Origin of the sequence: Rhodothermus bifroesti (genome assembly GCF_017908595.1) — a bacterium.
Classification (GTDB): Bacteria; Bacteroidota; Rhodothermia; order Rhodothermales; family Rhodothermaceae; genus Rhodothermus; species Rhodothermus bifroesti.
In genome coordinates this window covers 598,300-624,207 of sequence record NZ_JAGKTL010000001.1, presented here as the reverse complement: position 1 = coordinate 624,207, position 25,908 = coordinate 598,300, and the positions used below count along the sequence as shown (strand labels likewise).

Annotated in this window: 26 protein-coding genes; 19 read left to right on the top strand and 7 right to left on the bottom strand. The window is 57.3% G+C overall.

Translation table 11 applies throughout. The features are described from left to right. Positions 1-2 precede the first annotated feature (2 nt). Together J8E65_RS02630 and J8E65_RS02625 are read left to right on the top strand one after the other, a co-directional pair. Positions 3-1,184, top strand: coding sequence for an SGNH/GDSL hydrolase family protein (locus J8E65_RS02630; RefSeq protein ID WP_210373818.1), 1,182 nt, complete (start codon positions 3-5; stop codon positions 1,182-1,184). Positions 1,185-1,332: 148 nt separating this feature from the next. After that, positions 1,333-2,274, top strand: a complete 942-nt coding sequence (locus J8E65_RS02625; RefSeq protein WP_210373817.1) for an L-lactate dehydrogenase — start codon at positions 1,333-1,335, stop codon at positions 2,272-2,274. Here J8E65_RS02625 and J8E65_RS02620 read toward each other — a convergent pair. Then, positions 2,271-3,293, bottom strand: coding sequence for a DUF1028 domain-containing protein (locus J8E65_RS02620; protein ID WP_210374055.1), 1,023 nt, complete (start codon positions 3,291-3,293; stop codon positions 2,271-2,273). The two genes, J8E65_RS02625 and J8E65_RS02620, sit on opposite strands and share 4 nt — an antisense overlap. A 172-nt stretch (positions 3,294-3,465) precedes the next feature. Between J8E65_RS02620 and J8E65_RS02615 the strand changes: the two genes are divergently transcribed. The 6 genes from J8E65_RS02615 (at position 3,466) to J8E65_RS02590 (ending at position 9,098) form a co-directional block, all read left to right on the top strand. Next, the gene (locus tag J8E65_RS02615; protein WP_210373816.1) at positions 3,466-4,137 is read left to right on the top strand and encodes a DUF4159 domain-containing protein; all 672 of its coding nucleotides are present in this window, start codon (positions 3,466-3,468) and stop codon (positions 4,135-4,137) included. A gap of 10 nt (positions 4,138-4,147) precedes the next feature. Continuing rightward, positions 4,148-4,474: a DUF4359 domain-containing protein gene (locus J8E65_RS02610; RefSeq protein ID WP_210373815.1), complete on the top strand. Its 327-nt coding sequence runs from the start codon at positions 4,148-4,150 to the stop codon at positions 4,472-4,474. Between the two features lie 75 nt (positions 4,475-4,549). Then, a complete protein-coding gene (locus J8E65_RS02605; protein WP_210373814.1) occupies positions 4,550-5,857 on the top strand; it encodes a serine hydroxymethyltransferase in 1,308 nt (435 codons plus the stop codon). Positions 5,858-5,928: 71 nt separating this feature from the next. Beyond that, entirely contained in the window at positions 5,929-6,537 is a 609-nt protein-coding gene (locus tag J8E65_RS02600; RefSeq protein ID WP_210373813.1) for an orotate phosphoribosyltransferase, read from the top strand. Positions 6,538-6,558: 21 nt separating this feature from the next. After that, entirely contained in the window at positions 6,559-7,434 is an 876-nt protein-coding gene (gene tatC, locus J8E65_RS02595) for a twin-arginine translocase subunit TatC (protein WP_210373812.1), read from the top strand. A gap of 5 nt (positions 7,435-7,439) precedes the next feature. Beyond that, positions 7,440-9,098, top strand: coding sequence for a S41 family peptidase (locus tag J8E65_RS02590; RefSeq protein WP_210373811.1), 1,659 nt, complete (start codon positions 7,440-7,442; stop codon positions 9,096-9,098). Here the strand turns inward: J8E65_RS02590 and J8E65_RS02585 are convergent. From J8E65_RS02585 to J8E65_RS02570, 4 genes are read right to left on the bottom strand one after another with little or no spacing between them, the layout of a single operon-like run. Further along, positions 9,095-10,093 (bottom strand): zinc-dependent alcohol dehydrogenase family protein, encoded by a 999-nt coding sequence (locus J8E65_RS02585; RefSeq protein WP_272491916.1) that lies wholly within the window; start codon positions 10,091-10,093, stop codon positions 9,095-9,097. The genes J8E65_RS02590 and J8E65_RS02585 overlap by 4 nt on opposite strands. Positions 10,094-10,121: 28 nt before the next feature. Next, entirely contained in the window at positions 10,122-10,739 is a 618-nt protein-coding gene (locus tag J8E65_RS02580; RefSeq protein ID WP_210373809.1) for a class I SAM-dependent methyltransferase, read from the bottom strand. Positions 10,740-10,748: 9 nt separating this feature from the next. After that, a complete protein-coding gene (locus J8E65_RS02575; RefSeq protein WP_237181546.1) occupies positions 10,749-12,347 on the bottom strand; it encodes an alpha,alpha-trehalase in 1,599 nt (532 codons plus the stop codon). 16 nt (positions 12,348-12,363) lie between these two features. Then, positions 12,364-13,845: a S10 family peptidase gene (locus J8E65_RS02570; RefSeq protein ID WP_210373808.1), complete on the bottom strand. Its 1,482-nt coding sequence runs from the start codon at positions 13,843-13,845 to the stop codon at positions 12,364-12,366. 322 nt (positions 13,846-14,167) lie between these two features. Between J8E65_RS02570 and J8E65_RS02565 the strand changes: the two genes are divergently transcribed. From J8E65_RS02565 to J8E65_RS02555, 3 genes are all read left to right on the top strand, one after another. Continuing rightward, the gene (locus tag J8E65_RS02565; RefSeq protein WP_210373807.1) at positions 14,168-14,398 is read left to right on the top strand and encodes a cold-shock protein; all 231 of its coding nucleotides are present in this window, start codon (positions 14,168-14,170) and stop codon (positions 14,396-14,398) included. A 166-nt stretch (positions 14,399-14,564) separates the two neighbouring features. Beyond that, positions 14,565-15,251, top strand: coding sequence for a type 1 glutamine amidotransferase domain-containing protein (locus J8E65_RS02560; protein WP_210373806.1), 687 nt, complete (start codon positions 14,565-14,567; stop codon positions 15,249-15,251). A 66-nt stretch (positions 15,252-15,317) separates the two neighbouring features. Then, positions 15,318-15,695: a hypothetical protein gene (locus tag J8E65_RS02555; RefSeq protein ID WP_210373805.1), complete on the top strand. Its 378-nt coding sequence runs from the start codon at positions 15,318-15,320 to the stop codon at positions 15,693-15,695. Here the strand turns inward: J8E65_RS02555 and J8E65_RS02550 are convergent. Then, positions 15,692-16,117, bottom strand: coding sequence for a septal ring lytic transglycosylase RlpA family protein (locus J8E65_RS02550; protein ID WP_210373804.1), 426 nt, complete (start codon positions 16,115-16,117; stop codon positions 15,692-15,694). The two genes, J8E65_RS02555 and J8E65_RS02550, sit on opposite strands and share 4 nt — an antisense overlap. Positions 16,118-16,498: 381 nt before the next feature. Between J8E65_RS02550 and J8E65_RS02545 the strand changes: the two genes are divergently transcribed. Further along, entirely contained in the window at positions 16,499-17,635 is a 1,137-nt protein-coding gene (locus tag J8E65_RS02545; RefSeq protein WP_210374053.1) for an acetoin utilization protein AcuC, read from the top strand. Positions 17,636-17,647: 12 nt separating this feature from the next. Next, complete coding sequence (locus J8E65_RS02540; protein WP_210373803.1) at positions 17,648-18,541, top strand: ROK family protein; 894 nt, start codon at positions 17,648-17,650, stop codon at positions 18,539-18,541. On the opposite strand, the gene J8E65_RS02535 is transcribed toward J8E65_RS02540, so the two are convergent. Beyond that, on the bottom strand, positions 18,535-19,389 hold the full coding sequence (locus J8E65_RS02535) for a glycoside hydrolase family 16 protein (RefSeq protein ID WP_210373802.1): 855 nt from the start codon (positions 19,387-19,389) through the stop codon (positions 18,535-18,537). The genes J8E65_RS02540 and J8E65_RS02535 overlap by 7 nt on opposite strands. 116 nt (positions 19,390-19,505) lie before the next feature. On the opposite strand from J8E65_RS02535, the gene J8E65_RS02530 reads away from it, so the two are divergent. Genes J8E65_RS02530 through bioD form a run of 6 tightly spaced genes read left to right on the top strand, consistent with a single transcriptional unit; the run spans position 19,506 to position 25,779 of the window. Beyond that, entirely contained in the window at positions 19,506-20,453 is a 948-nt protein-coding gene (locus tag J8E65_RS02530; RefSeq protein WP_210373801.1) for a biotin--[acetyl-CoA-carboxylase] ligase, read from the top strand. A gap of 4 nt (positions 20,454-20,457) precedes the next feature. Beyond that, the gene (gene bioB / locus J8E65_RS02525; RefSeq protein ID WP_210373800.1) at positions 20,458-21,498 is read left to right on the top strand and encodes a biotin synthase BioB; all 1,041 of its coding nucleotides are present in this window, start codon (positions 20,458-20,460) and stop codon (positions 21,496-21,498) included. After that, complete coding sequence (bioF, locus tag J8E65_RS02520) at positions 21,458-22,639, top strand: 8-amino-7-oxononanoate synthase (protein ID WP_210373799.1); 1,182 nt, start codon at positions 21,458-21,460, stop codon at positions 22,637-22,639. Before bioB ends, bioF begins: the two co-directional genes overlap by 41 nt. Beyond that, on the top strand, positions 22,629-23,651 hold the full coding sequence (locus J8E65_RS02515; protein ID WP_210373798.1) for a beta-ketoacyl-ACP synthase 3: 1,023 nt from the start codon (positions 22,629-22,631) through the stop codon (positions 23,649-23,651). Before bioF ends, J8E65_RS02515 begins: the two co-directional genes overlap by 11 nt. A 17-nt stretch (positions 23,652-23,668) precedes the next feature. Beyond that, the gene (gene bioA / locus J8E65_RS02510; protein ID WP_210373797.1) at positions 23,669-25,057 is read left to right on the top strand and encodes an adenosylmethionine--8-amino-7-oxononanoate transaminase; all 1,389 of its coding nucleotides are present in this window, start codon (positions 23,669-23,671) and stop codon (positions 25,055-25,057) included. Next, positions 25,054-25,779 (top strand): dethiobiotin synthase, encoded by a 726-nt coding sequence (gene bioD / locus J8E65_RS02505; RefSeq protein ID WP_210373796.1) that lies wholly within the window; start codon positions 25,054-25,056, stop codon positions 25,777-25,779. The genes bioA and bioD overlap by 4 nt, the downstream gene beginning before the upstream one ends. Positions 25,780-25,908 lie beyond the last annotated feature (129 nt).

The window sequence follows — 25,908 nt, the reverse complement described above, 5'->3', positions numbered from 1 at the left end:
CCATGATGCACCCTTTTGTAACCTTTTGGGTACGGGCATTGCAATGGAGCACGCTCGGCGTGCTGCTTTTCACACTGGGATGCCGTGACGAAGCCTTGCTCCCCCCTGAGCCTACTGGGGGCGCTCTCTTTGCCCGGTACGTAGCCATTGGCAATAGCATTACCGCTGGATATCAATCCGGCGGCATCAACGCCACACTCCAGCAGCAAGCCTATCCTGTACTGCTGGCTCAAGCGATGGGCACACCATTTAACCTTCCCCTCCTGCGCGACCCTGGTTGCCCTCCTCCCTTAACCAACGTACTCACAGGCCAACGCTTGGGTGGGCTGCCGAGTGACTTTTGTGCTTACCGCCAAACGCCTCCACCCCGCATCCTCAACAACGTAGCTGTCCCCGGCGCTAAGGTACTTGACGTGCTGACCAATCTTGGAGAAGGCACTTCAGCCAACACACTCACGCTGCTGCTTTTGGGTGGACGCACGCAGCTGGAGGCAGCTGCTCAAGCCCGGCCCACGTTTGTCTCGGTATGGATCGGGAACAACGATGTGCTCGGAGCAGCGCTTGCCGGCACTACCAGCCTGATCACGCCGGTAAATCATTTTCAGCAACGCTACACGCAAATGCTCAGTGAGCTTCAGGCAATGGGCGTGCAAGGCGGGCTGCTCATCGGGGTGGCTAACGTGACCGTCATCCCGCATTTCTCGCCCGGAATTGCCTATGCCCAAGCAAAGCAAGCCGGCGCCTTTCCGCCAACCTTCCAGGTAGCAGAAAACTGCGCTACCACCGGTGCCACTGCTTTGGTTCCGTTTTCTTATGGTTTTGGGACCCTGCTCGCCCAAGCAGCCCGCGGACAAAGCGTTACGCTAGACTGCGTCAACGATCCGCGCCTGCTTTCACCCGAAGAAACAGCGGTGATTATACAAACTGTGCAACAGTACAACAGCTTTATTCAGCAGCAAGCTGGCCGACTGGGATGGGCTTATCTAGATCCTAATGTCCGTCTTAGCGAACTGCGCGCTCAGGGACAAGTCCCTATCTTCCCCAACGTTACCTCCAGCGAACCCTTTGGGCCGTACTTTAGCCTCGACGGCGTACACCCCAGCAGTGCTGCGCACCGACTGATCGCCCAGGAAGCCGCAGCCGCCATCAATGCGGCCTACGGTACCAATCTACAAGTACCCTAAGTAGCCAACTTGCGGATGTGCTGCCCGGTCTCCTCGGGAGACCGGGTTTTTTGTTAGCGCTTCTTCAACCAGAGCGTTTCAATCGTCTCGACATAGGGGGTTTATTTTAGCTGTAGCTAGACTTTGCAACCTATCCATCTGAGCAGCGATGTTACAGCGCCGCGTTGTGGGCCTCGTAGGTACCGGCCACGTAGGCGTGGCTGCAGCCTACGCCCTGTTCATCAAAGGGCTTGCCAGCGAACTTATCTTGATCGACAAAGATACCCGCCGAGCAGAAGGCGAGGCCATGGACTTGATGCATGGCCAGTCGCTGGTGGGCAGCATGGCCGTGCGCGCGGGCACGTATGCTGACCTGCAAAACGCGCAGATTGTGATTATCAGCGCTGGCGTAGCGCAGCGCCCCGGAGAAAGCCGGCTGGCCCTGCTTAATCGCAACACGGAAGTGTTCCGAGAGATTATGGGCGAGCTGGATCGCTACGCGCCCGGAGCCATCCTGATCGTCGCCACCAATCCGGTCGACATCCTAACCTATGTAGCCCAGCGGCTTAGCCAACGCCCCGCCGAGCGTATCATTGGCACAGGTACCTTACTCGACACTGCACGTTTTCGGGCTCTGCTGGGGCAGTACTATGGGGTTGATCCCCGTTCGGTCCATGCCTATATCTTAGGGGAGCACGGCGATTCAGAGGTTCCCATTTGGAGCCAGGTGGCCATTGGTGGCCAGCGCATCCTAAACCGGACCGTGCTTGGCCGGCCGTTTGATCCGCAGCACATGCAGCGCATCTTCGAAGAAGCCCGGACAGCCGCCTATGCCATCATCGAACGCAAAGGCTACACCAACACGGCCATTGGCGTGGTAATTGCGCGCCTAGTCGAGGCGATATTAGATGATGAGAAAAGCGTACTGCCGGTAAGCGTGCGACTTGAGGGCGAATACGGCTTACGCGACGTTTGCCTAAGCATTCCTTGCGTTGTCGGCCTAGAAGGCATTGAAGGTCGCGTCTTGCCCGAACTAGCGCCCGAGGAACAAGAGGGCCTTCATCGCTCAGCCGCTGTGCTTCGAGCATCGCTCCAGGAGCTTTCCCTTTAACGCGGTATCCAGCGTCCTTCACGATGCACTTGGCGGATGTGTTCTAGCATCACGCGGTCGATTTTGAGCGTGTCGCCTGCGGCAAGATTCACCGCTTCAACAGCCGGGATGCGCATGTCGTAGTTTTCCCACCCCATAAAGTCAATCAAGATGCGCTGGAAGGTCGCGTCGACCACGCCGTTGACAGGGCCGTCGTAAAAGCCACGCTCTTTCCATATTTGCTGAAGTTCACGGGCAATTTCTGGGGTAACTGGGATTAGGTCTTCAGGCCGACCAGGAGAAAAGTAGAGTTTGTTTAGCTCATAAAGACGCATGAGCTCCTCAATAGGCCGAGGGTGATCATAAACGGAAAGGTCGATATAGTTGTCAAGCCCGTCGTAGCCAGCGCCTTTGCGCACGACCAGCAAGGCAGCGCTTTGCTGCCCGCGTCGATCGCCACCTGCTTCTTGGCCTGCTTTTAGCGCAGCCAGCAGGCGCTCGGCCAGCGGGCCCTGGGTTGCTTCAAAGGCCCGTGCCATGGCCACAACCGTCTCTTCTGAAACCAGGATATTACCCTGGGCGGTATAGCCATAGCCCGTTACTACCATGCCTGGTGTGGCCGCCTTAGCGTTTCCTTCCTGCTGACCTACGCGACCCCCGGCCCAGGGAAAACACGCCGTGCCGGTCCAACTTGCAGCGTTACCTTGAGCATCCACGATACCCACCTGGCGAAGCTCTCGCCCAGCATCTTCACGCAGGACAATGCGCAGCGCCTCTTCGGCTGTGGCCCCGTTAGCCATAAGCGCCAACCCTTTGAGTGCATAATCCAGCTCGGCATAGCTCTGCGTAGCTACCGCGCCAACGCCAGCTTGCGCCCATGGGACAATAGGCCGCACGTTGGGAAACTTAGACTGGACCGCTACCCCTAGCTCACCGGTTTCCGAATCGTACCCTACGATGGAAAAAGTCGCCACTAAAGGGGCATGCTCGCCCGCAGGCCGCCCAGGCAGCAAAACCAATCCAAGCCCTAAACAGCTCATGCGCAGCAGCAAGGGCCAAGAAATGCACCAGCCTTTCATCGTTATGGTCCTGTTTTTGCTAAATAAGGCTCACGACGTTATAGCAAGATCGGGATCTGGGCCTAAAAAATCCAGCTAAACCTTTGCGTACCCCGAACGTTTTCGTACAACCAGCAAACGCAGCATAAGCACAATGCGCACGCTATGGATGATCGGGGGCCTCCTGCTGGCTTGGCCACTTTGGGCCCAAGAGACCTACACGTTTCGGATCGCGGCCGTAAAGTACGGAGGGGGCGGCGACTGGTATCAGGCAGTAACCCCGTTGCCCAACCTACTACGCTACGTACGTGAGCACACCAACATTGACGTAGCGCCCCAGGCGGATGTGGTTGAACTCAGCAGCGATCGCCTATTTACCTACCCGTTTTTATTCCTTAGCGGCCATGGGAACATTGTGCTTACCGACGAAGAAGCCCGCCGGCTGCGGCGCTATCTTGAAAATGGCGGGTTCCTCTACATCGACGACGATTATGGACTGGACCGCTACATCCGCCGGGAGATGAAAAAGGTCTTTCCAGAACAGGAATTTGTAGAGCTGCCTTTCAACCACCCCATTTATCACGTTCATTTTGAGTTCCCCAACGGCTTGCCCAAAATCCACGAACACGACGGGAAGCCGCCGCAAGGCTTTGGGCTGTTTCATAACGGCCAACTTGTGGTGTTTTATACCTACGAGACCAACATTAGTGACGGATGGGAATCGCCTTCTGTGCACGGCGATCCACCGGAAAAACGGGAAGCTGCCTTGCAAATGGGCACGAACATCTTGGTGTATGCGCTAACGCGTCTTAAACCCCCAACATAAGGAGGTTGCCATGCGTGTAGGATGGATGCTGCTGTTGGCTGTGGCAGGGGTCTTGTATGGATACAATCCAGACCCTGGCGCTTTTGAAGCCTATTTAGAAAACCGGGTGAGCGAACACCTGCATCGAGAATTAGGCACTTCACCTGTTGGTCGGGCTTTTGCCGAAAGTGGTGGAACCTTGACCGCAGCACTTGCCCGCAAGGTTACCCATCGCGACAATTACTACTTGTGGAGCATTTACACGGTGGATCCGGATGGGCCCGATGGCGAGCGGGATTACTGGCGTTTCCTGGGCATTGGAGGTCGATTTTTCATGATTGCCCAGCCTATCCGATAAACGACTTTTCGTACAAACCCCGCTTCGCTTTTCGTATCTTAAGGATTGCTTTCTGCAATCGAGATGGTTTTGCGCATGTCGGTCCTAGAAATTCAAGACCCGGAAGTTTTTCAAGCCATTCAGCTTGAGGTAGCACGCCAAAACAATGGCTTGGAACTGATTGCTTCAGAGAATTTCGTTTCGCGGGCGGTTTTGGAGGCAATGGGATCGCCGCTCACCAACAAATACGCCGAAGGGCTACCTGGCCGGCGCTACTACGGCGGATGTGAATATGTCGATCTGGTCGAAGAACTGGCCCGCGAACGTGCCCGCAAGCTGTTTCGGTGTGAATGGGTCAACGTCCAGCCCCACTCGGGAGCCCAAGCCAACGCGGCCGTCTACCTGGCTACGCTTAAGCCAGGGGATACCTTTTTAGGATTAAACTTGGCCCATGGCGGCCATTTGACCCATGGCAGTCCGGTCAACTTTTCAGGCATCTTGTACCACGCGGAGTACTACGGTGTCGAAAAGGAGGGGCCCCTGGCCGGTCGCATTGATATGGACAAGGTGCGGGACAAAGCCCGAAAAATTCGGCCCAAGCTAATTTCTATTGGCGCCAGTGCATATCCCCGGGATTTTGACTACAAAACGTTTCGTGAGATTGCTGACGAAGTAGGCGCACTGCTGTGGATGGACATGGCCCACACGGCAGGCCTTATTGCTGCGGGGGTGCTGAACGATCCTATGCCTTATGCCCATATTGTAACCACCACCACCCATAAGACGCTGCGAGGGCCGCGCGGTGGGATGATCTTAATTGGTCGTGACTTTGATAACCCCTTTGGGATCACAGCGCCCAAAAGCGGACGACTTAAAAAAATGAGTGAGCTGCTCGATGCGGCCGTCTTTCCGGGAACGCAGGGTGGGCCACTCATGCACGTTATTGCTGCCAAAGCCGTAGCCTTCGGAGAAGCCCTTAAACCCGAGTTTAAGACCTACGCTCAGCAGATCGTACGCAACGCCAAGGCCATGGCGCAGGCCTTTCTGGAACGGGGCTATCACTTGGTTTCTGGGGGCACCGACAACCACTTGATCCTGATTGATCTGCGCAATAAGGGACTTACCGGGAAGGAGGCTGAAACCTTGTTGGGAGAGGCCGGCATCACGGTAAACAAGAATATGGTACCTTACGACGAGCAGAGCCCGTTGGTGACCAGTGGCATCCGCATCGGTACACCAGCCATGACCACGCGAGGCTTCAAGGAAGAGGAGTTTCGACAAGTGGTCGCATGGATTGACCAAGTGCTCAGTCATCCGGGTGATGAGCAGCTGCGCCACCGCATTCGCCAGGAGGTAGAAGCGCTCTGCCAACAATATCCGCTGTACGATTTTGTTGTTGCATAGTCAGGAACGTTTAGGGGTTTACGTCGAATAACACCCCACGACATGCTTCGTGCTGGCCGGTTACTTATGCCATGGCAGCCCATGCGCTAAGCCCTTCTGCGTATGCCGACCTGGTGGCTCTGGGGCGTAAGCTCTACGCCCGAGCTTTGGTACGCCGCGAGCAAGAACCTATTACCGACCCCCGCGGACAGCCGATCGGGTGGCTACTAGACACCCGCATCCCCATGCTCGAAGGGGACACGTTTCGCGAAGTAGGCCGACTATTGGCTGAGCGGGTGCGTGCCCGTGGCGTAGTGCAGTTGGCCGGGTTTGGCTTTGGGGCTTACGCACTGGTATGTGCCGCTTTGGCCGCTCCCCCTCCCCCAGGTGCTCCCGAGCTGCGTGGTGGCTTTATTCGAGAGCAGCGCAAGCCGTACGGTCGGCGTCGCCTAGTCGAAGGCCCCTTAGACCGCCAGCAGCCTGTTGTGCTGCTCGACGATATCCTTAACAGCGGTCGAAGTGCAGCCCGGGCGCTTGCACTGCTGCGCAGCGATGGCTTTCACGTTTGCGGCGTGCTCACCTTGTTTAATTTTACTTGGAGTAACGGACGTGCCCGCCTGGAAGCCGAAGGGCTCTGGGTAGATGCTCTGCTGGATCTAAACTTGCGGGATGGTCCCCACAGTACTTCGGATTCCCTATGACAACGCGGTGCAGAAGCAGCAATGAAGTTGTTTGGAACGCGTAACCCCGCACCTCCTTCACTTCCTGCCCCATCCCCACAAGGCGACGGGGCAGTGCAAGAAGCTGTCCCTTCGGCCGACATGGCCGAAATGTCCTTCCTGGATCACCTTGAGGAATTACGCTGGAGGCTGATTAAGGGCCTATCGGGAATTTTAGTCTCCACTATCCTTTGCAGCTTCTTCAGCAAGTGGATTATCGACCACATTCTGCTTGGACCAGCGAAACCAGACTTCTTTATGTACCGGCTCTTTGGGGTTGAAGCTAAACCCTTAGAGCTTCTCAATCGGACGATCACTGGACAATTTTTTGCCCATTTGGGGACCATTTTATTTGTTGGCGTTATCATTGGCGCTCCTGTTTTCATTTATCAACTGTGGAAGTTTGTCGAGCCAGGCTTGTATCCTCATGAAAAACAAGGCATGCGCTTTGCAGCTGCTTTTGCAACCGGCTTTTTTATCTTGGGCGTGATGTTCGGCTATCTCATCATTACTCCCCTGGCCTTGCAGTTTTTTGCCAACTATACGATCTCCGAACAGATTATCAACCAGTTCGACATTACGAAGTATTTTAGCATGATCACCACCTGGGCCTTAGGGGTGGGGATTTTGTTTGAACTGCCGGTTATTGTGTACTTTTTGGCCAAACTAGGCATACTCTCGGGTCAAATACTGCGGAAAGGACGTCGCTATGCACTGATTGTTGTGCTTATTCTGGGAGCCATCTTTACGCCCCCTGATCCAATATCCCAAGTGCTTGTGGCCGTTCCGCTTTTTCTGCTTTATGAATTGTCGATACATATAGCAAGCTTTGTAGATCGCCGCCGGGAAGAACAACTGCGCCAGGCGCTTTACTCGTAGGTATCATGTATTTGCTGCGCCGTAGCGGACTTGTTTTGCTGCTTATTCTGACGCTAGGCGTCGGGGTGGGGTTTTTTGCTGTTCAGGACAATACGTTTTTTGCCCTGCAGAAGCATTTTCGCATCTTCGGTGCCCTCTACGAAACGCTCGTTACCGACTATATTGACCCAGTTGACCCTGGTCGCCTGATGCGCAAAGGGATCGAGGCCATGCTGGCCGAACTCGATCCTTATACCACGTTTTTTGACGAAGCCGATCGGAGCGAAATTGAACTACTGACACGGGGACGCTATGGGGGCGTGGGCCTCAACGTTGGCCTGCGCAACGGCAAGCTCACGGTTTTGGCTCCTATTGAGGGAACAGCGGGCTATCGACAAGGACTGCGCACAGGCGACATCATCACCCACATTGATGGCCAGCCGACTGAGGGGCTATCGCTAGAAACCGTGCAACACCTGCTGCGTGGTCAACCTGGCACGACAGTTTCTCTAACTGTGGTGCGGGAAGGCGAACCAGCTCCCTTGAAGTTTGTACTGACGCGCGAAGAAGTGCAGTTGAAAAACGTTACGTATGCTGGATTTCTTAACGACGATACCACCGCAGGAATAGCCTACATCCGTTTGGAGCGTTTTGCGCTAGGCGCCGGCGATGAGGTGCGCCAAGCACTAGAACGGCTGATGGCCTCTGGCAAGCTTCAAGGGCTAATTTTGGACCTGCGCGATAATCCAGGCGGTCTTTTAGAAGCAGCGGTTGATGTTGCCGGGTTGTTTCTGCCCCAAGGCGCTCCGATTGTTTCTACCCGTGGACGTACGCCCGACCGCAACCGCACCTATCGCAACACCACAGTGCCCTTAGCCCCCGACGTGCCGCTGGTTGTGCTGGTTAACGAGCTTAGCGCTTCGGCCAGCGAAATTGTGGCCGGCGCCATTCAGGACCTAGACCGTGGTGTAGTGGTGGGGACCAATACCTACGGCAAAGGGCTCGTCCAAGTCATTCGTCCACTTCCCTACAATACCGCGCTCAAAATCACCACAGCTGCCTACTATACGCCCAGTGGACGCAGCATCCAAGCGATTGACTACAGCCGGCATGATGGTAATGGTACCCTGATTCCTGATTCCCTACGCCGCACGTTTTACACGCAACGCGGACGCACGGTACACGACGGGCACGGGATCGAACCCGACGTGCGCCTATCACCTCCAGAGCCCGGTCCCCTTGAAGCAGCCCTGCGTCGCCAAGCGGCTTTCTTCTTTTTCGCCAACTACTATGTGGCTCAGCATCCTCAGCCTCCTACCCCTAACGTCGACATTTCACCGGCTGTGCTCAAAGCGTTCGAGCAATGGCTCGAAAAACAGTCGTTTACCTATCGTCTCCCAGCCGAATATACCTTGAGTACCCTACAAAGCCAGTTGGAGGCTGCTAACCACCAGGAAGCACTCAAGGCCTTGCAGCCTTTGCAAACCGCGCTAGCGCAAGCGAAGCAGGCAGCCTTTGAGCGCGAAGCCGATGCTCTAAAGCGACAGTTGCGCTTGGAGCTGCTGGCACGCTATCTGCCGGCTAGCGAGCAGATGCGGTATCGCCTGCAAGAAGATCCGCTTATCGCTCGGGCAGCAGCACTCCTACACGACCGCCAAGCTTACATGGCCCTCCTAACACCCTAACTGGTGGTCATCACCAGTACAGCCGCTCCCTGAAGCTGTCCTTCCCGAAGGCGCCGAAGCGCTTCGTTCGCTTTTTCTAGCGGGAAACACGTCACCTCCGTACGTATCGGAATCGTAGGAGCTAGCCGAAGAAATTCTTCCCCATCTTGCCGCGTTAGGTTAGCCACCGAGCGGATGACGCGCTCCTCCCAAAGCAGACGATAAGGGAACGTGGGAATGTCGCTCATGTGGATGCCCCCACACACCACAATTCCTCCCCGATCCACCACGCGCAGCGCTTCAACGACCAGGGATCCCACAGGCGCGAAGATCAGCGCAGCGTCGAGCGGCTCGGGGGGGCGTTCGTTTGAGGCCCCAGCCCAAACCGCCCCTAGTTTTCGGGCAAATTCCTGGGCTGCGGTATCGCCTGGCCGCGTAAACGCATACACCTGCTGCCCACGGGCCACAGCAAGCTGGATAATCAGGTGGGCCGCCGCCCCAAAACCGTAAAGCCCCAGACGTTCGACGTGTGCTCCAGCTAGCCGATAGGTACGGTAGCCAATCAACCCTGCACAGAGCAGCGGCGCAGCGTGGGGCGCGTCGTACACTTCATCGGGCAATGGATAGCAATAATCCGCACGGGCTGTTGTGAATTCGGCAAAGCCGCCATCGCGCGTATAGCCCGTAAATTGGGCCTGAGGGCATAGGTTTTCTTGTCCACGACGGCAGTAACGACACCTACCGCACGTTTCAGCTAGCCAGGGCACACCCACCCGGTCCCCTTCCTGGAAACGCTGCACCCCTTCACCAAGTCGCACCACCCGTCCAACGATCTGATGCCCCAGAATAAGCGGTAGCTTAGGTTCAGGTAGCTCGCCATCGACAATGTGCAAATCGGTGCGGCACACCCCGCAAGCTTCTACCTGCAAAAGCACTTCGCCTCTTTTGGGCTCAGGCACCGGGAGCTCACGCAAAACAAGCGGCTGACCTGGGGCTTCAAGCACCATAGCCCGCATCGTGGTCGGGATTGAAACGGCCATAGCGTTAAGGGATGTATTGAAAGCAGGCGTACAGATATGGCTGTGCCACGCCGCTGGGCGTGACGTGGTGTTCTCTGCCTTGGCGCAGCAGTCGAAACTTTGGGCCTAACGTATGCACCAGCGCTTCCAGGTCGTAGCGCACCACCGGCAGACCGCTGCAACGTGGTGGTGCCTCAAGCGAAAAGGTAGCTAAAATCGCATATCCGCCGGGGCGCAGGGCCTGTTGCATTTGCTCGACATAGCGCCTCTGAGCCTTGGCTGTCGTCAGAAAGTGAAATACCGCTCGGTCGTGCCACAGGTCATAGAAGGCTTTAGGTAGCGAAGCTTCCGTAATATCCGCCTCGATCCAGCTAACCGCAGCGGCCTGCTTTCCTAACCGCTGCTGCGCATGGGTCAACGCCACAGCCGAGAGGTCCAGTACTGTGAGGTTTGTAAAGCCCAACGCAAGTAAATCGTCCACTAGCGTCGAAGCGCCACCGCCTACATCTAAAATGCGGGCCGATGGGGGTAGCGAAAGCGCTTGAATCCACGCCAGAGAAGTATCCAAATGCGGTCGGTACCAACCTACCTGTTCTAGGGGTGTAGTTGCGTAAACCCGCTCCCAGTGCGCTTTTGCGTCCATTGCTGCCGCTTAATCCATTTGGGCTAGTAATGCTAAAAAGACCGCATTTGTCCAGCCAAAGCCAATTTCATTTGATGTATAGCCAAAGCGCAGGGCTACATCCGAACGACGCTGTACTACGTCGTACTTCTCCAAGAGCACTCCCGTGCGCTCAAAATCTTCTGTGACCATCGACACAAACTTGGCCGTCAGACGATCGGCGGCTTCGTGGTAACCATAGCGACGCAGCCCTTCGACCGCGATGAGATAAAGCGGTGCCCAGCCGTAGGGCGCGTCCCACTGACTCCCACTGATGTGGGTGCTGGTAAGCAACCCGCCAGGGGCTTCCAGAAGGTAAAGGTTAGCGGCTACGCGGGCAGCTTGCTCTGGCGAAGCCATGCCTACCCAAAGCGGATAAAACGTGGTCGCAAACACATAATCGCTGCGGCGACCGGTGCGGAAGTTGTAATCAAAATACAGGCCTTTTTCTGGATCCCAGAGGTAACGATCTACCCGTGCACGCCGCACCTCGGCCCGGTTGTGCCACTGGCGAGCTGCGGCACTATCGCCCAACAGCGCATGCATACGCGCAACGTCCTGCTCCATGCGGTACAGCAGCGCGTTGAGATCCACCGGAGCGTAGTGAATGATGTCCACGCTAAAGGGGCCGTAGCGGTTTGACGGATCGAAGCCCGACTCGCGCATTGACCGGTCCCCTTTGTAGAAAAGGGGTGTCAGCGAATCAGTCTCGGCCACATAGTACAGCGATACCTCATAGGCAGTTACCTCATGTGTGCGGAAGTATTCGCGGACCCGGTCGTAGTGTGTGCGGCCCTGCACGTCGCGCTCGCCGGAGACCACTTCAGGGGCTGGGCCTTCGCCTAAGTCGTAATAGCGCGAAAGACCGGTCTCTCCGGCCAAGTGGGGCGGTTGGGTCCAATAGGCATAGTAGCGTTCCACAAGCGGAACGGCTGCAGCCAGCCAGTCGCGGTCGCGTGTGTGCTCGTAGACGGCCAGCACCATTGCGCTCAAAAAAGGCGGCTGGGAACGCGTCAAGTAATAAGTTCGGTTGGCATTGAGCACTTTACCGTAGTGGCGCACCTGATAGAGGTGGTTATCGGTCATCGCTTTGGCCAAGTCGACGCGTCCTGAGTGAAGTAATCCTATCACGATGAAATAGCTATCCCAGCCGTACATTTCATTGAAACGCCCTCCGGGCACAACGTATGGCTCAGGCAAATAGAGTAACCCATGCGGCCTGATGACGTCTAGCTGGGCTATCGGATCTTTCGGAAGCACACGAAGCGTGATTTGCCGAAGCCCGGTATCGGGCAATGCTTGCTGGAGCTGGTTCCACACGGCCAGGCTGTCTTCTGTAGCCGCAATGTAAAGCACCCAAGGCGTGCCCGGTGCGTGCTCGAGCTTAGGATCTTGCACGGCCTGAAGCAGGTCGCGATGCGAGCGCGTCAGGCTATCCCAGCTTTTGTGAATGTAGGCCTCTACGGCCGCAATACGCTCGGCTGCGGGCAGCGTCACGCGACAGGCCGCTTGGTCTTGGGCCCGAAGCGCTGGCGTCCAACCCATAAGCAGCCAGAAAAACCAAAAGAGCTTTCGCCGCATTGTTTTCATTTGTCAGGTTAGGATTTTAGTATCGGGCAGGCTGCTGTGCAGCTTCTAAGGCTTGTTGAATGAACCTGCGCAGATCATCGTTGGCCACCGCTAGGTCTTCCAATCGGAGATACATCATGTGGCCGCTACGGTACCCCTTGAAAAAGAGGCGGTCGCTCAGCTTCCCACTGGGGTCCAGTTGCCAGAGCGTATACTTAGCCGAAAAATAATCAGTCCCGCCATCAAAGTACCCAGCCTGAACAAACACATGCAAATAGGGGTTTTGCGCCATGGCCCGCCGAAGCTGCTCGCCGGTTTGGTCATTCTCAAAATTCCATGGACGGATCGCCCGTAACACCCAGTATTCGAGGTCGGTCTGAAAGCCCAGCACCTTGCGCAGGTAGTCATTGATCGCTGGACTGAAGGCATGATTCCAGGCACTGAGGGCGGGGTCATGGTCAAACTGCTCTCCAGCAGCCTGACGGTCGATGCCGCGGTAGCGCGAGTCCAACCGGCCGATCGTAAACCCTTCGTCGCGCAGCAGCGCCTTCCAAAACACGTTTCGGGGTACCGAAAGGTTGTATTGCAACACTTCGGTTGTGGATAGGCCAGCATACAGGGCCACGCGATGCGCGATCTCCTGGCGTTGCTCCGGGGTTAATGCATTGCCGCGCACCAGTGCTGGCAGGTATACGTCAATAGCGTAGTTCTCTACTTCTGCAAGCAATACCTCCAGGTCGCGTTGCTGCAGCTCTGGGGCCAGTCGTTGGTGATACCAAGCGGCCGCAGTATAGTACGGTAGCAATAGGGCCTGAGCTACAGGTCCATCCCGCTTGATGCCAAGCCCAGTTGGCGAGACCAAAATCACCCCATTGATATACATCCAATGCCGTTCCTGCAATGCCCCAGCCAATCCCGCCACGCGGGTTGTGCCATAGCTTTCTCCAATTAGAAACTTCGGGGAGTGCCAACGCCCATGGCGACTCACCCAGGTGGCAATCCAGTCGGCCAGATACGCCACGTCTTCATTCACCCCAAAAAACCGCTGCACTTTTACCGTATCGCTTAGCGTCCGAGAAAAACCCGTGTTGAGGGGGTCCACATACACCAGATCGGCCACGTCTAAGAGGGAATACGGATTTTCCTCGATCCCGTACGGTTGCATAGGGAAGCCTTCAGCATCAACCCGAACCCGACGCGGTCCAGTATAGCCAATATGCATCCAGACCGAAGATGAACCCGGACCGCCGTTAAACGAAAACACTAACGGCCGCTGCGATCGATCCTGCACATCCTCCCGCTCATAGTACACATAAAACAGCGCAGCAATCGGGCGTCCATGTGCATCCCAGACCGGCTGCGTACCAGCAACTGCCCGGTACGGAATGGGCACCCCTTTGATGGTCACGGTATGATGCGTGACCACTGCGGTATCAACGGGAAGACGCCGCTGCTGGGCTTGAGTCGATACACTCCCCAGCAGTATCCATAGCAAACAAAGCGTTGTGCCACGTAGCATAGCCCAGCTTGATTTTCATGAAGAATACCCTTCCAATATGCTGCCCATATCATTTTCATGCAATATGCCCGATTCCCTGCGAAAAAACCCTCTTGCCTCGGCATACCTTACTTTTTGACGCCGCTTTACAGCCCTTCAAGCGACAGGCGAAAAATTTTTTTCAGGATCAACGGAACCCTAAAAAGCGGGTGCTGTTAGAGAAAGCGTTAACGTTACTTTACACGACGTCACCTCTGACGGTTTTAGCTGCTTTTGGGGTTGCGCTTTTCGGTGCTCCGCTTAGGGTTAAGCCCGTGTGAGGCGACACAACACACAAGGTATCATGGCTCAACGAGGACGCGTCAAGTGGTTCAACGTGGACAAAGGCTACGGCTTTATTGAACCCAACGACGGCAGCAAGGACGTATTCGTGCATCGCAACAACGTGCCCGGCCTGGGTTGGGACGAAGGCCTGCGCGAAGGCGAAGAGGTTTCCTACGAAGTCGAGCGCACCCCAAAGGGGCTTAGCGCAACAAACGTCGAACGCCTTTCGCGGTCGGCCAAGTTGTTTTAAGCATACCGCGACGCGACAACGCCAAAGCGCCCGGCTCACAAGGTCGGGCGCTTTTGTTTATTCAGATCGATCTGTTGCGAATTTGTTAAAAAGCGGGCCAAACCTCTTCGCCTCTGGTCCATTACCTATCCAGAACGTGATCTGGTCTAACCCTTTGGGAAAAACTATGGGACGCGTATTGTTCGTAGTTACCAGCCATGGCGTATTGGGCAGTACTGGTCAGCAAACGGGCTATTACCTCTCGGAGGTTGCGCATCCCTTTCAGGTATTGCATGAGGCTGGCTACGAGATCGACTTTGTGAGTCCCAAAGGCGGGCTTGCCCCCATGGATCCTAAGAGCTATAAACTTGAAGATCCACGCAACAAGGCTTTCTGGGAAACCCATGGCCGGCGCCTTCAAGAAACGCTATCTCCTGAGCAGGTCGATCCTTCACGCTACGTAGCGATGTTTTACGCTGGAGGCCACGGCACCATGTGGGATTTTCCCGAAAACCAAGCGCTCGCGCGTCTTGCGGCCAGCATCTATGAACGGGGTGGGGCGATCGGCGCTGTTTGTCACGGCCCAGCGGGGCTCCTTCCCATTCGACTTTCCAACGGACGTCCTTTGGTTGCAGGCCGGCGCATTAACTCGTTTACCAACGAGGAAGAACAGGCGGTACAGCTAGACAAGGTAGTACCGTTCCTGCTAGAGACGCGCCTTAAGGAGCTGGGCGCCATTCACGTTTCTGTGAAGAACTTTACCGCACACGTAGAGGTGGATGACCGCATCGTAACGGGCCAAAATCCTGCTTCTGCCGAAAGTGTAGGGCGCGCGCTGGTGGAGGTGCTAAGCCGCCTGAGCGTGCTTACCTAACTTTTAAGAACCCCTGGCGCCTGGTAAGCGTTTGTGCCTCGTCTGTATGCCCTATGAGGCGTTGCTATGGAAGAACCCGTCTTTGTGCCTGCCTACAACCGTCCCGAGCGCCCGGGCATTTGGATGAACTTTGACAACACTGTCTCCATCTATCACATTGTGAAACCTGAAGATACGTTTGAGGACGCCGCCCAGATGCTGTTTTCCCTGCTACGCCAAGCCCAGGAGCGCTTCCCGGATTGGCCGCGGCTTCTGTTTGTCGACATCCTTGGCCACGAAGGCGATCGGGCAGGGTTTGATGATGACTTTTTTGAATTCCAACAAGACTTTCTTTTTGCCACGCTGGCCCCTTTCGTAACGGCCTTAGAAACCCCGCTGACAGGCCCCCTACTCAACCCAGCGCCACAACGCAATGATTTGCCGGATCGATTGGTCATCCGTTAATCCTGCACGGCCTCGGGCAGCCACTCAATCCGCACGGGCGCTGTACCACTACGAATCATGCCCAACGCACGCGCTGCAGCATACGACACATCGATCACGCGGCCGGGCACATGGGGTCCTCGGTCATTAACCCGTACCACGACCGAGCGACCGTTGCGCAAATTGGTGATTCGCACGTAAGCCCCAAAAGGAAGCGTCGGATGTGCTGCCGTAAACGCCTCGGGATCAAAACGCTCGCCACTGGCTGTCATCCATCCCGCACGCTCCCAGCCGTAATAACTGGCTCGACCCTCGACGATGCGTGGTGTCGCCTGCGTTGTATCTGGGGGGCTCACTTCAGGAGCACCGGGAAGTGGGCTTCGTGCAGCAACGAGTGCGGTTAGACCCACCCAGAGCACCCAGAGTCCAGCACCTTTTTTCATAAGCGTAGCATCAGTGCAGGAGTTGCAACTGCTACGTTTTTTCGAGGCAGAGGTTCACGTTGCGCAACTGCATGCGGTTAACGTAAACTTGCCGCTTAGCGATGTAGATTCAAGACGTCATGCCTCATCCAGGCGAAACCACACGCTTTGCTCCCAAGGAAGAAGCTATCCACGTGAGGCAGCTACTGCGTAAAGGCCGAGTGTTGATCGGTATCGTCACGGCTGCATCTGACTGGAGCCGATCAACTCAGCGAATGGATCGAAGTGCAATGGGCTCCCTTGCCCAGCCACCGAACTACCATAGCGATTGCTGCCCACCACAACGGTGCGCATCCGCTCTTGCGCCGCGAAGATTTTGATGTGATCTGGCCCCCCAAAGCCGTGGTCCCTGTCGTCTACCACCCCGACTATTTAAGCTATAACTTTGGCCCAGCGCACCCGTTTAGCCCGCTCCGCCTTGAAATGCTCTGGACGCTGCTGGAAGCCCTGGGCTACGCTCCGGATCCTTTGCGCCCTCCTATGGCTACCCGTGCAGACGTGCTGCGCGTGCATACCGAAGCGTACGTCGCCCACGTTGAAGCCACTTCGCGGGGCGAACCTCTACCCGATGCCGAAGCCTTTGGGCTCGACACCCCCGATGTCCCTATTTTTTTGGGTATGGACCCGGCTGCCCGAACGCTTGTCGGCGGCACGCTGCATGCTGCCCGCCTCATCGCAAGCGGCCAAGCTTTAAGCGTGCTTCAGCTTGGCGGCGGTTTTCACCATGCCCATCCCAGCCGCGCATCAGGCTTTTGTATTTATAACGACCTGTCGATCGCCATTCGGGCCCTTACAGACGCTGGGCTGCGTGTAGCCTACATCGACATCGATGTGCATCATGGCGACGGCGTGCAAGCCATACACTACGACGAAGACTCGGTGCTGACCCTCAGTTTACATGAAAGCGGCCATTACCTCTTTCCAGGCACCGGCTTTATCGATGAAATCGGCGAGGGCCGCGGGCAAGGGTTTTCGCTCAACGTACCGCTCCAGCCCTTCACCGATGATCAGAGTTACCTTGAAACGTTCGAGCGGGTTTTGCCGCATGCACTTGTGATGTTTCGGCCCGATGTGCTTGTGGTCCAGTGTGGCGCCGATGCCCACTTTCAAGACCCGCTGGGCGATCTGCTCCTTACAACCCATGCCTATGAACACATCTTCCGCCGACTCAAAGCGCTGGCTGCCGAACATACTGGGGGCCGTGCTCTCTTTACGCTGGGCGGGGGCTACGACTTCGATGCCACGGTACGCGTTTGGACCTTGCTCTATCTGATCTTGCAGGACCTGCCGCTCCCAGATCGCCTGCCCATTGACTGGCGCATCGATTGGGAACAACGGCTGGGTTGCTCCCTAACGCCCACCCTGCACGATGCTGCGCTGCCGCTATCGGTTTCTTCAGCGCGTCGCCAACAGATCGCACAGCAAAACGTACAAACCGCCCAGCGCTTAATGGACCGCATCAGCTATTACTGGTATTAACCCTAACCGACTATGCCTAGCAGCAAGCCCCTGCTTTTTGGCGCCATAGAAGCGGGCGGGACCAAATTCGTCTGCGCCATCGGGACCGGACCAGACGACGTGCGCGTCCTGGAACGTTTCCCGACCACCACACCTGAAGAAACGCTCGGCCGCGTTATCGACTTTTTTCAACGCCATCCTGAACCAATTGCGGCCTTGGGTGTGGGCTCGTTTGGCCCTGTAGATCCCAACCCTAGCTCTCCTACCTATGGCTACATCACCACTACCCCTAAACCCGGCTGGGCGCATATCGATGTAGCGGGGACGCTACACCGTGCGCTCAACGTGCCTGTAGCCTTCGATACCGACGTCAATGCCGCTGCGCTGGGCGAACACCGCTGGGGAGCCGGACGCGGCCTGCACACGTTCGTTTACCTGACGATTGGAACCGGCATCGGTGGTGGCATCATTGCAGGCGGCCGCCGGCATCATGGGCACCAGCACCCTGAAATCGGCCATTTGCTTGTCCCACGCCTTCCCGGGGACGATCGCCCCGGCTGCTGCCCTTTTCACGGCGACTGCCTGGAAGGCCTGGCTTCTGGACCTGCCCTGCAGGCACGTTGGGGACGGCCTGCTCCCGAACTTCCCCCAGATCATGTGGCCTGGGAGCAAGAAGCCCGCTATCTGGCCATGGGCTTAGTCAACCTAATTCTAACGCTCTCTCCCCAGCGACTTATTCTGGGCGGTGGTGTAATGCAACAAATGCACCTTTTTCCCCGCATTCGACAATACGTAGTCCACTACCTTAACGGGTACGTATCGCTGCCAAACCCCGACACCCTCATTGTACCGCCTATGCTTGGCGATCGGGCTGGCGTCTTGGGTGCCTTGGCACTGGCCGAAGAACGCTTTATCAAAGGTTACTGACCTTCCACGCAGCGGTAGACACGCACGTAATCCACCAGCATCCGGGCAGGGAAAGCGGTTGAGTCAATCCCCTGCATACCTCCCCAGTTACCGCCTACAGCGATGTTTAAGATGAGATGAAAAGGCTGATCAAAAGGCCACTGTCGCCAATCGGCTCCAGAACGGGTTAAGCGTTCATTGGGGAAGGTAAAGTAGAGCGAATCATCCACAAAAGCCCGAATCGCCTCCGGCGTCCATTCTACAGCATAGACGTGAAACGCGGTGCGCGCCGTGGGCACATGAATGCGCGCAGTCTTTTGCGTCCCCTGAATGTGGTTATAGGCCTGGGTATGGATTGAGGCGTGCACCACGTCGGGATCAAAGCCGACGTGCTCCATAATATCGATCTCGCCATTATCTGGCCAGTAGGCACTGCCATAAGTCTGGCGATCGGGGAGCATCCAAATGGCCGGCCAGGTTCCCCGACCCGAAGGCAGCTGGGCCCGCACTTCAACCCGGGCATAGGTCCAAGAAGCTTTCCCCCGCGTCACCAGCCGTGCTGACGTAAAGCTATGCCCTTGATACGGCTCAGCCTCCCGGCGCGCTTCGATCACCAGAAGGCCGTTTTCTACACGGGCATTCTCAAGCCGCGCGCGCGTATAGTACTGAGCTTCCCGATTCCCCCACCCATGTCCACCTACGTCGTAGTCCCATTTTTGAGGATCAGGAAGGCCGCTGTAGTCAAACTCGTCAGACCAGACCAACTCCCAATTGGGCACAACGCACGCAGCAGCTTCAGACTTCTCTTTGCTTTCAAACAACGAGCAGGCTACCAAAAAACCGAGAAAGCCTAAATGCAGGAGTCGCATGGTTCCTTTATAAGGTTTTGCAACAGGAAGCTTACATTATGGCCCATCGTCCGTCAAGCCCTTTTAGCGTCCTAGGGCTATTGCGATGTTAACTGCTATGGCCTATTTTGGTTAACATGAAAGATACAGCGCTGCTTTTTGTGCTGGACGAGACGTTCACGAGCGGGTCCGTATTGGCGCGGCGGCTGCGGTTAAGTCGCGTAGCCGTTTGGAAGCATGCGCATCGGCTTCAGCAAGCTGGCTACCCGATTGAGATCGTGCATGGCCAAGGCTACCGGCTGCAGCCAGGTACGCCAGCGCCTCATCTGCTGCAACCCCTCTTAAAGGGTCGTTTCGGGCAGAGCTACCGTTACTTGGGTTGCACGACAAGCACGCAAGACGCGTTGCGCACCTGGGCTGAAGCCGGCGCGCCTGAAGGTGCTGTGGTGCTTGCCGAGCAGCAGACGCATGGAAGAGGCCGCAGAGGGCGCGTTTGGGTAAGTCCTGCGGGGACTGGTCTGTATTTTTCGGTGCTTTTACGTCCACGATTGCCGCTAACCGAGCTGCTTCGTCTATCGCTAACGGCGGGGATTGCCTTGGCCGAAGCGACCGAAGTCGGTCAGCTCAAATGGCCTAACGACCTCTTGGCTCCCAACGGCCGCAAGCTAGCTGGCGTTTTGCTAGAAGCTGACCTACGGGGCGAAGAAGTGCGCTACGTGCTCCTTGGCATTGGGCTCAACGTGCATCGGGCTGAGCTGCCGCCAGAAGCCGCCTACCTGGAAGCCTACCGTCCGGGGGTGCGGCGCGCGACTTTACTGGCCACGTTGCTGGAGCGGTTGGAATTCTGGTACGACCGATTGGCTGAGGCCGAGACTGTCCTTGCCGCCTGGCGTCAGCACAGCGGTACGCTGGGGCGTAGGGTCCGCATTGAAACGCCTAGTGGACCCATCGAAGGCATTGCCGAGGACGTAGAGGCCAGTGGTGCTCTGCGCGTTCGTTTGCCGGATGGCACGCGGCGCACTGTCTCGGCTGGCGATGTTGCCCTGCTACAAGCTGTTTCCGAAAACTTTCCACCTGTTGGATAATGCTATGCATTTAGACTGGGATCGACTTGTGGCCGATGCGCTCGAAGATCGGCCGCCTGCGCGCAGCGTAGCCCGCACATTGCTTCAGCTTCCAGATGCGGAGACCCTACGCCTTGTGGAGGCCGCCTGGCGCGTGCGACGCCACTTTTTTGGTAACCGGGTTAAGGTAAACGTGCTGCTCAATGCGCAAAGTGGCCTCTGCCCAGAAGACTGCCACTATTGCGCACAGTCTCGCATCTCGAAAGCTCCCATCCCGCGTTACCGCATGCTCTCGGTCGACGAAATCCTTGACCGTGCTCGCAAGGCCCATGCAGCGGGTGCACAACGCTTTTGCATCGTGACCTCAGGTCGCGGTCCGCACCGACGGGAGCTAGAAACGGTGGTAGAGGCCACGCGCCGCATCAAGGCAGAGCTGCCCTTAGAAATCTGCGCCTGCATGGGCATCCTAGACGAAGCGCAGGCCCGCCTGCTTAAGGAAGCCGGCGTAGACGCCTACAACCACAACCTGAATACCAGCCCAGGTCACTATGAGCAGATCTGCACCACGCACACCTTCGAAGACCGGGTCCGAACCGTGCAGACGGCACTGAAAGCAGGACTTCAGACCTGCACGGGCGTTATTCTTGGCATGGGCGAAACCGATGAAGACGTACTCGACATGGCCTACGCGCTGCGTGAGGCTGGGGCCAACTCCATTCCCGTCAATTTTCTTATTCCGATCAAAGGCACGCCGCTAGGGGATGGGCAGACTGTGCGGCATCTTACCCCCTGGGCCTGCTTGCGCTACCTGTCTCTGTTCCGGTTCGTGCATCCTAAAGCTGAGCTTCGGGCTTCGGCTGGACGTGAGTTGCATCTGCGCAGCCTGCAACCACTGGCGCTTATGGTGGCCAATAGCCTGTTTTTAGGGGACTATTTGACCGAAAAAGGACAGGCAGCTGAAGCCGACTGGCAGATGATTGAGGACTTGGGCTTTGTCCCAGAAACTCCCCAACCCCGCCGACCCCATGAGGTGGCTTGCCCAACAGCTTCAGCAGCTTGCGTCTAAAGGCCTGCGCCGGCAACTCCGGCCATTGCCCTGTAGTGGTCCACATGTGACCTACAAGGGCCGTCGCTTGTTGAATCTGGCCTCAAACGATTACCTTGGCTTGAGTACCGATCCCCGGTTGGTTACTGCGGCTCGGGAAGCGCTGGAGCGCTGGGGGGTGGGCACCGGTGCAGCGCGGCTGGTGGTTGGCAACCGTCCTGTACATGAAGCGCTGGAAGCGGCTCTGGCCGACCTCAAAGAAGCCGAAGCTGCGCTGGTTTTTCCAAGCGGCTATGCAACCAACGTAGGCGTACTTTCGGCGCTAGCTGGCCCTCGCGATCAGATCTTTGCGGATGCGCTTAACCACGCCAGCCTAAACGATGGCGCTCGCCTAAGCCGTGCCAGCTTTCGGTACTATCGTCACCGCGACCTGGAGCAACTTCAACGCCTGCTAGAAGGCCCGGGGCCCCGGCCAGGAGGGCGGCGCTTTATCGTGACAGACGCGATCTTCAGCATGGACGGCACCCTAGCGCCCCTAAACGAGCTGGTCGTGCTGGCCGAGCGTTACGATGCGCTGCTTGTTGTCGACGACGCACACGGCACAGGCATTGTTGGACCCGAGGGTCGCGGCACGGCCCACTATTTGGGCGTCGCCTCCCGTATTCCGCTGCAGATTGCCACCCTCTCTAAGGCTTTAGGCGTGCAGGGGGGTGCAGCGATTGGCTCCGCGCTGCTGATCGATTACCTCCTTCATCGCGCACGGGCGTTTATTTATAGTACCGGGCTGGCGCCCGTGCTGGCTGCAGCAGCTTTGGAAGCTGTTCGGATTATCCGCACAGAAGAAGGCGAGCGTCGGCGCAGGCAGCAACAGCGGCTTGTTGCCCGACTTAAAGCCGGCCTTGAGGCCCAAGGCTATATCGTTCGGCACGAAGCGCCAGCGCCCATGCTAGCTGTGCTGGTTGGAACCCCAGAAGCGGCCATGCAGCTCGCCACCTATCTAGAAGCCCAAGGGGTGCTGGTCGGAGCAATTCGTCCACCTACGGTACCGCCCGGTACGAGCCGTATCCGGCTGGCGCCTATGGCCACGCATACCGATGAGGATATCGAGGCTGCACTGGCCGCTTTTCCCAGAGCTGAAGTGTGGGCACATCATGCCGACTAAACCGCTTGTTGAAAAACACGTGGGCCGCGTCGTTCCCGTGCAACGGAGCGTCGTGTTGGGCCTGGGCGCTGCGCTACCTGCGCAGCGTGAACCCAGCGCAGAGGCCGAGCGCCGACTGGGCTTGCCTCCAGGGTGGATTCTCGAGCGCACGGGCATCCGAGAACGCCCGCTGGCAGCACCCGACGAAGCGACAAGCGACTTGGCCACCAGGGCCAGCGCGGCTGCCTTAGCCCAAGCGGGTCTGCCCGCTGAAGCCATCGGTTTGCTGCTCCTGGCTACAAGCACACCCGATCACTTGCTGCCCCCAACGGCCCCTGTCGTCGCCCATCGGCTGGGACTCTCCCGAGCCGGGGCAATCGACCTGGCCGGTGCTTGCAGTGGCTTTTTGTATGCGCTAGCGTTGGCTGATAGCTACGTGCGCCTGCACCACACGTATGCGCTCGTCGTGGCAGCCAACGTGCTCAGCCGCCGCATCAATCCCAATGATCCCAAAACTTCAGCGCTCTTTGCCGACGGCGCCGGGGCTGTCGTGCTTGGCCCCTCGGAAGGCCCAAGCGGCATCGTTGCCTATTGGCTTGGCGCCGATGGTTCCTGCTGGGATGCTCTCTACATCCCCGCCGGTGGAAGTCGCCTGCCACTTACCCCGGAACGCGTAGCCCGGGGGGAACACCTGATGGAAATGCGCAACGGACAGGCGCTCTTTCGCCGAGCTGCCCTAGGCATGGCCGAAGCCGCGCGCCGCGTGCTTGCACAAGCCAATGTGCCTATGGATGCCGTCTCCTGGTGGATTCCACATCAAGCCAACCATCGTTTGATTGAAGAAGCACGCCGCCAGCTGGGCTTCCCTCAAGCCCGCACACTCAACCTGGTCGATCGTTTGGGTAACAGCTCAGCAGCCACGATTCCGCTAGTACTGGCGCTTGAAGCCCACCGCTTCCAACCAGGTGACCTGTTGCTTTGCACAGCCGTAGGGGCAGGACTCCTGGCTGCCGCTGTGTTACTTCGATGGTAAATGGATCGCGCCTTGCTATGCACCCACAACCCAACTTGATTGATGCCCTCGATACGCTATCCCCTGAAACCCTCATTGCGTGGGACAAAACGTACGTCTGGCACCCCTTTACCCCCATGAAGCAGTATCTGGCTAGCGAGCCAGTCATCATCCGCCGCGGACAGGGGGTAAAGCTAGAAGACATTCATGGCAACTGGTACTACGATGGCACTTCGTCTATTTGGCTCAACGTGCACGGCCACAACGTACCTGAGCTGAACGCAGCCCTAGAGGCGCAGCTTCGGCGCATAGCACATGCGACCATGCTCGGCCAGGCAAACGTTCCTGCTGTTGCATTGGCCAAACGTCTGATTGAGGTAGCGCCGCCCGGGTTGCAGCGCGTGTTTTACTCCGACAGCGGGGCAACTGCTGTCGAAATCGCGCTCAAGATGGCCATTCAGTTTTGGGCCAACCAAGGTTGGCGCAGCAAACGCTACATTTTAGGCTTTACGAACAACTACCATGGCGACACGCTCGGGGCTGTTGGGGTAGCACCAGACCCCCTGTTTCACTGGCCCTTTCTGGACTTATTGCCCGGGCATCCCCGCGCACCCTATCCTTACCCACACGACCGGCTGGCGGAAAGTCTTGAGGCCGTCGAGCACGTGCTACGTACGCGCCACCATGAACTGGCAGCCCTGATTGTAGAACCTGTTGAGGGCGCTGGAGGCATATTGCCTGCACCAGCCGGCTTTCTGCGCGCGCTGCGCACGTTATGTGATCGTTACCAGGTACTCCTGATCATCGATGAAGTCGCTACCGGTTTTGGGCGCACAGGTCGACTGTTTGCTTGTGAAGCAGAAGGCATTTCACCGGACTTGCTCTGCTTGGGAAAAGGACTTACGGGAGGATATCTGCCGCTGGCCGCTACATTAACTACCGAGCGCGTCTTTGAGGCTTTTTTGGGAGAAGTGGAAGAACGCAAGACGTTTTTCCACGGCCACTCTTACACGGGCAATCCCCTGGGCTGTGCTGTAGCCCTAGCAAGCTTGGAATTGCTCCTGCAACGGCTTCCTTCCCTTCCGGCCAAGGTCGAACGCTTACGCGCGCATCTTGCGCCCCTAAGCGAACACCCTTTTGTGGCCGAACTCCGGCAAGCCGGCTTCATGGTAGGCATCGAGATTGTGGCCGATCGCGCTAGGCGCACGCCCTTTCCTTATGGAGCTCAGGTTGGGTTTATCGTGGCTCGGCATGCCCGCCGGCGGGGAATGCTCGTACGGCCGATCGGTTCGGTACTCATCTTCATGCCGCCGCTGGCAGCCACCGAGGCCGAGCTTGAAGAGATGACCACCATTCTCAAGGCAGCGTTTGAAGACGCACTGCCAGAACTGGAAAGGCTGGCGCAAAATCTGCAACCAAACGTATGAATGCACTGCTTGTTACCGGCACCGATACGGGTGTAGGGAAAACCGTTGTAGCTGCTGGACTGGCCCGCCTGCTTTGGGAAGCAGGCTACCGGGTAGGTGTGCTCAAACCGGTTGAGACCGGCTGGGATGGGCCTCGAGGAAGCTGGCCTCCAGATGCACAGATGCTGGCCCAAGCTGCGCGCGTGGAAGATCTGCCCGAGCATGTGGCCCCGTGCGTCTACGCAGAGCCCCTGGCGCCATTGGTAGCTGCGCGCCGGGCGGGCCAGCCTGTAGCGCTCGACCGCATCGAAGCCGCCTGGGAGCGCCTTCAAGATCGCGACTGGGTGCTGGTTGAAACCGCCGGCGGCCTCTCGGTACCGCTGACGGACACGCTCGACTATGCCGGACTGGCTGCTCGTTGGAAGCTGCCCGTGCTCGTGGTAGCACGCCCTGGCCTGGGAACCCTCAACCACACCTTTTTGACCATCCACTACGCACGGAGCTGCGGTCTCACCGTTATCGGTGTGGTGATCTGTGGCTATCCCGCACAACCCGACCTAGCCGCACAAACCAACCCAGCCATGATTGAAGAAATGTGCCGCACTCCTGTTCTGGGTTGCGTACCGCAACGCCCAACGATCACGTCGGCCGAAGAAGCTGCCGCTGCCGTAGCCCAAGGACTACACTTAAAGACATTCCTGGCTCGCTATCAGGAACTGCTACCCCAGGCCATGTGCAGCTGACCGCTTAGCTTCTTACAAAAGGCTTGGCATACCTATGCGCAATCTATAAAAAACCTCAGCGTTATCGCATTACGTGAAATTGTTTTTCCAGGAAGCATTTCTCCAGGGATTCGTTTAGCTTAAAGGCAC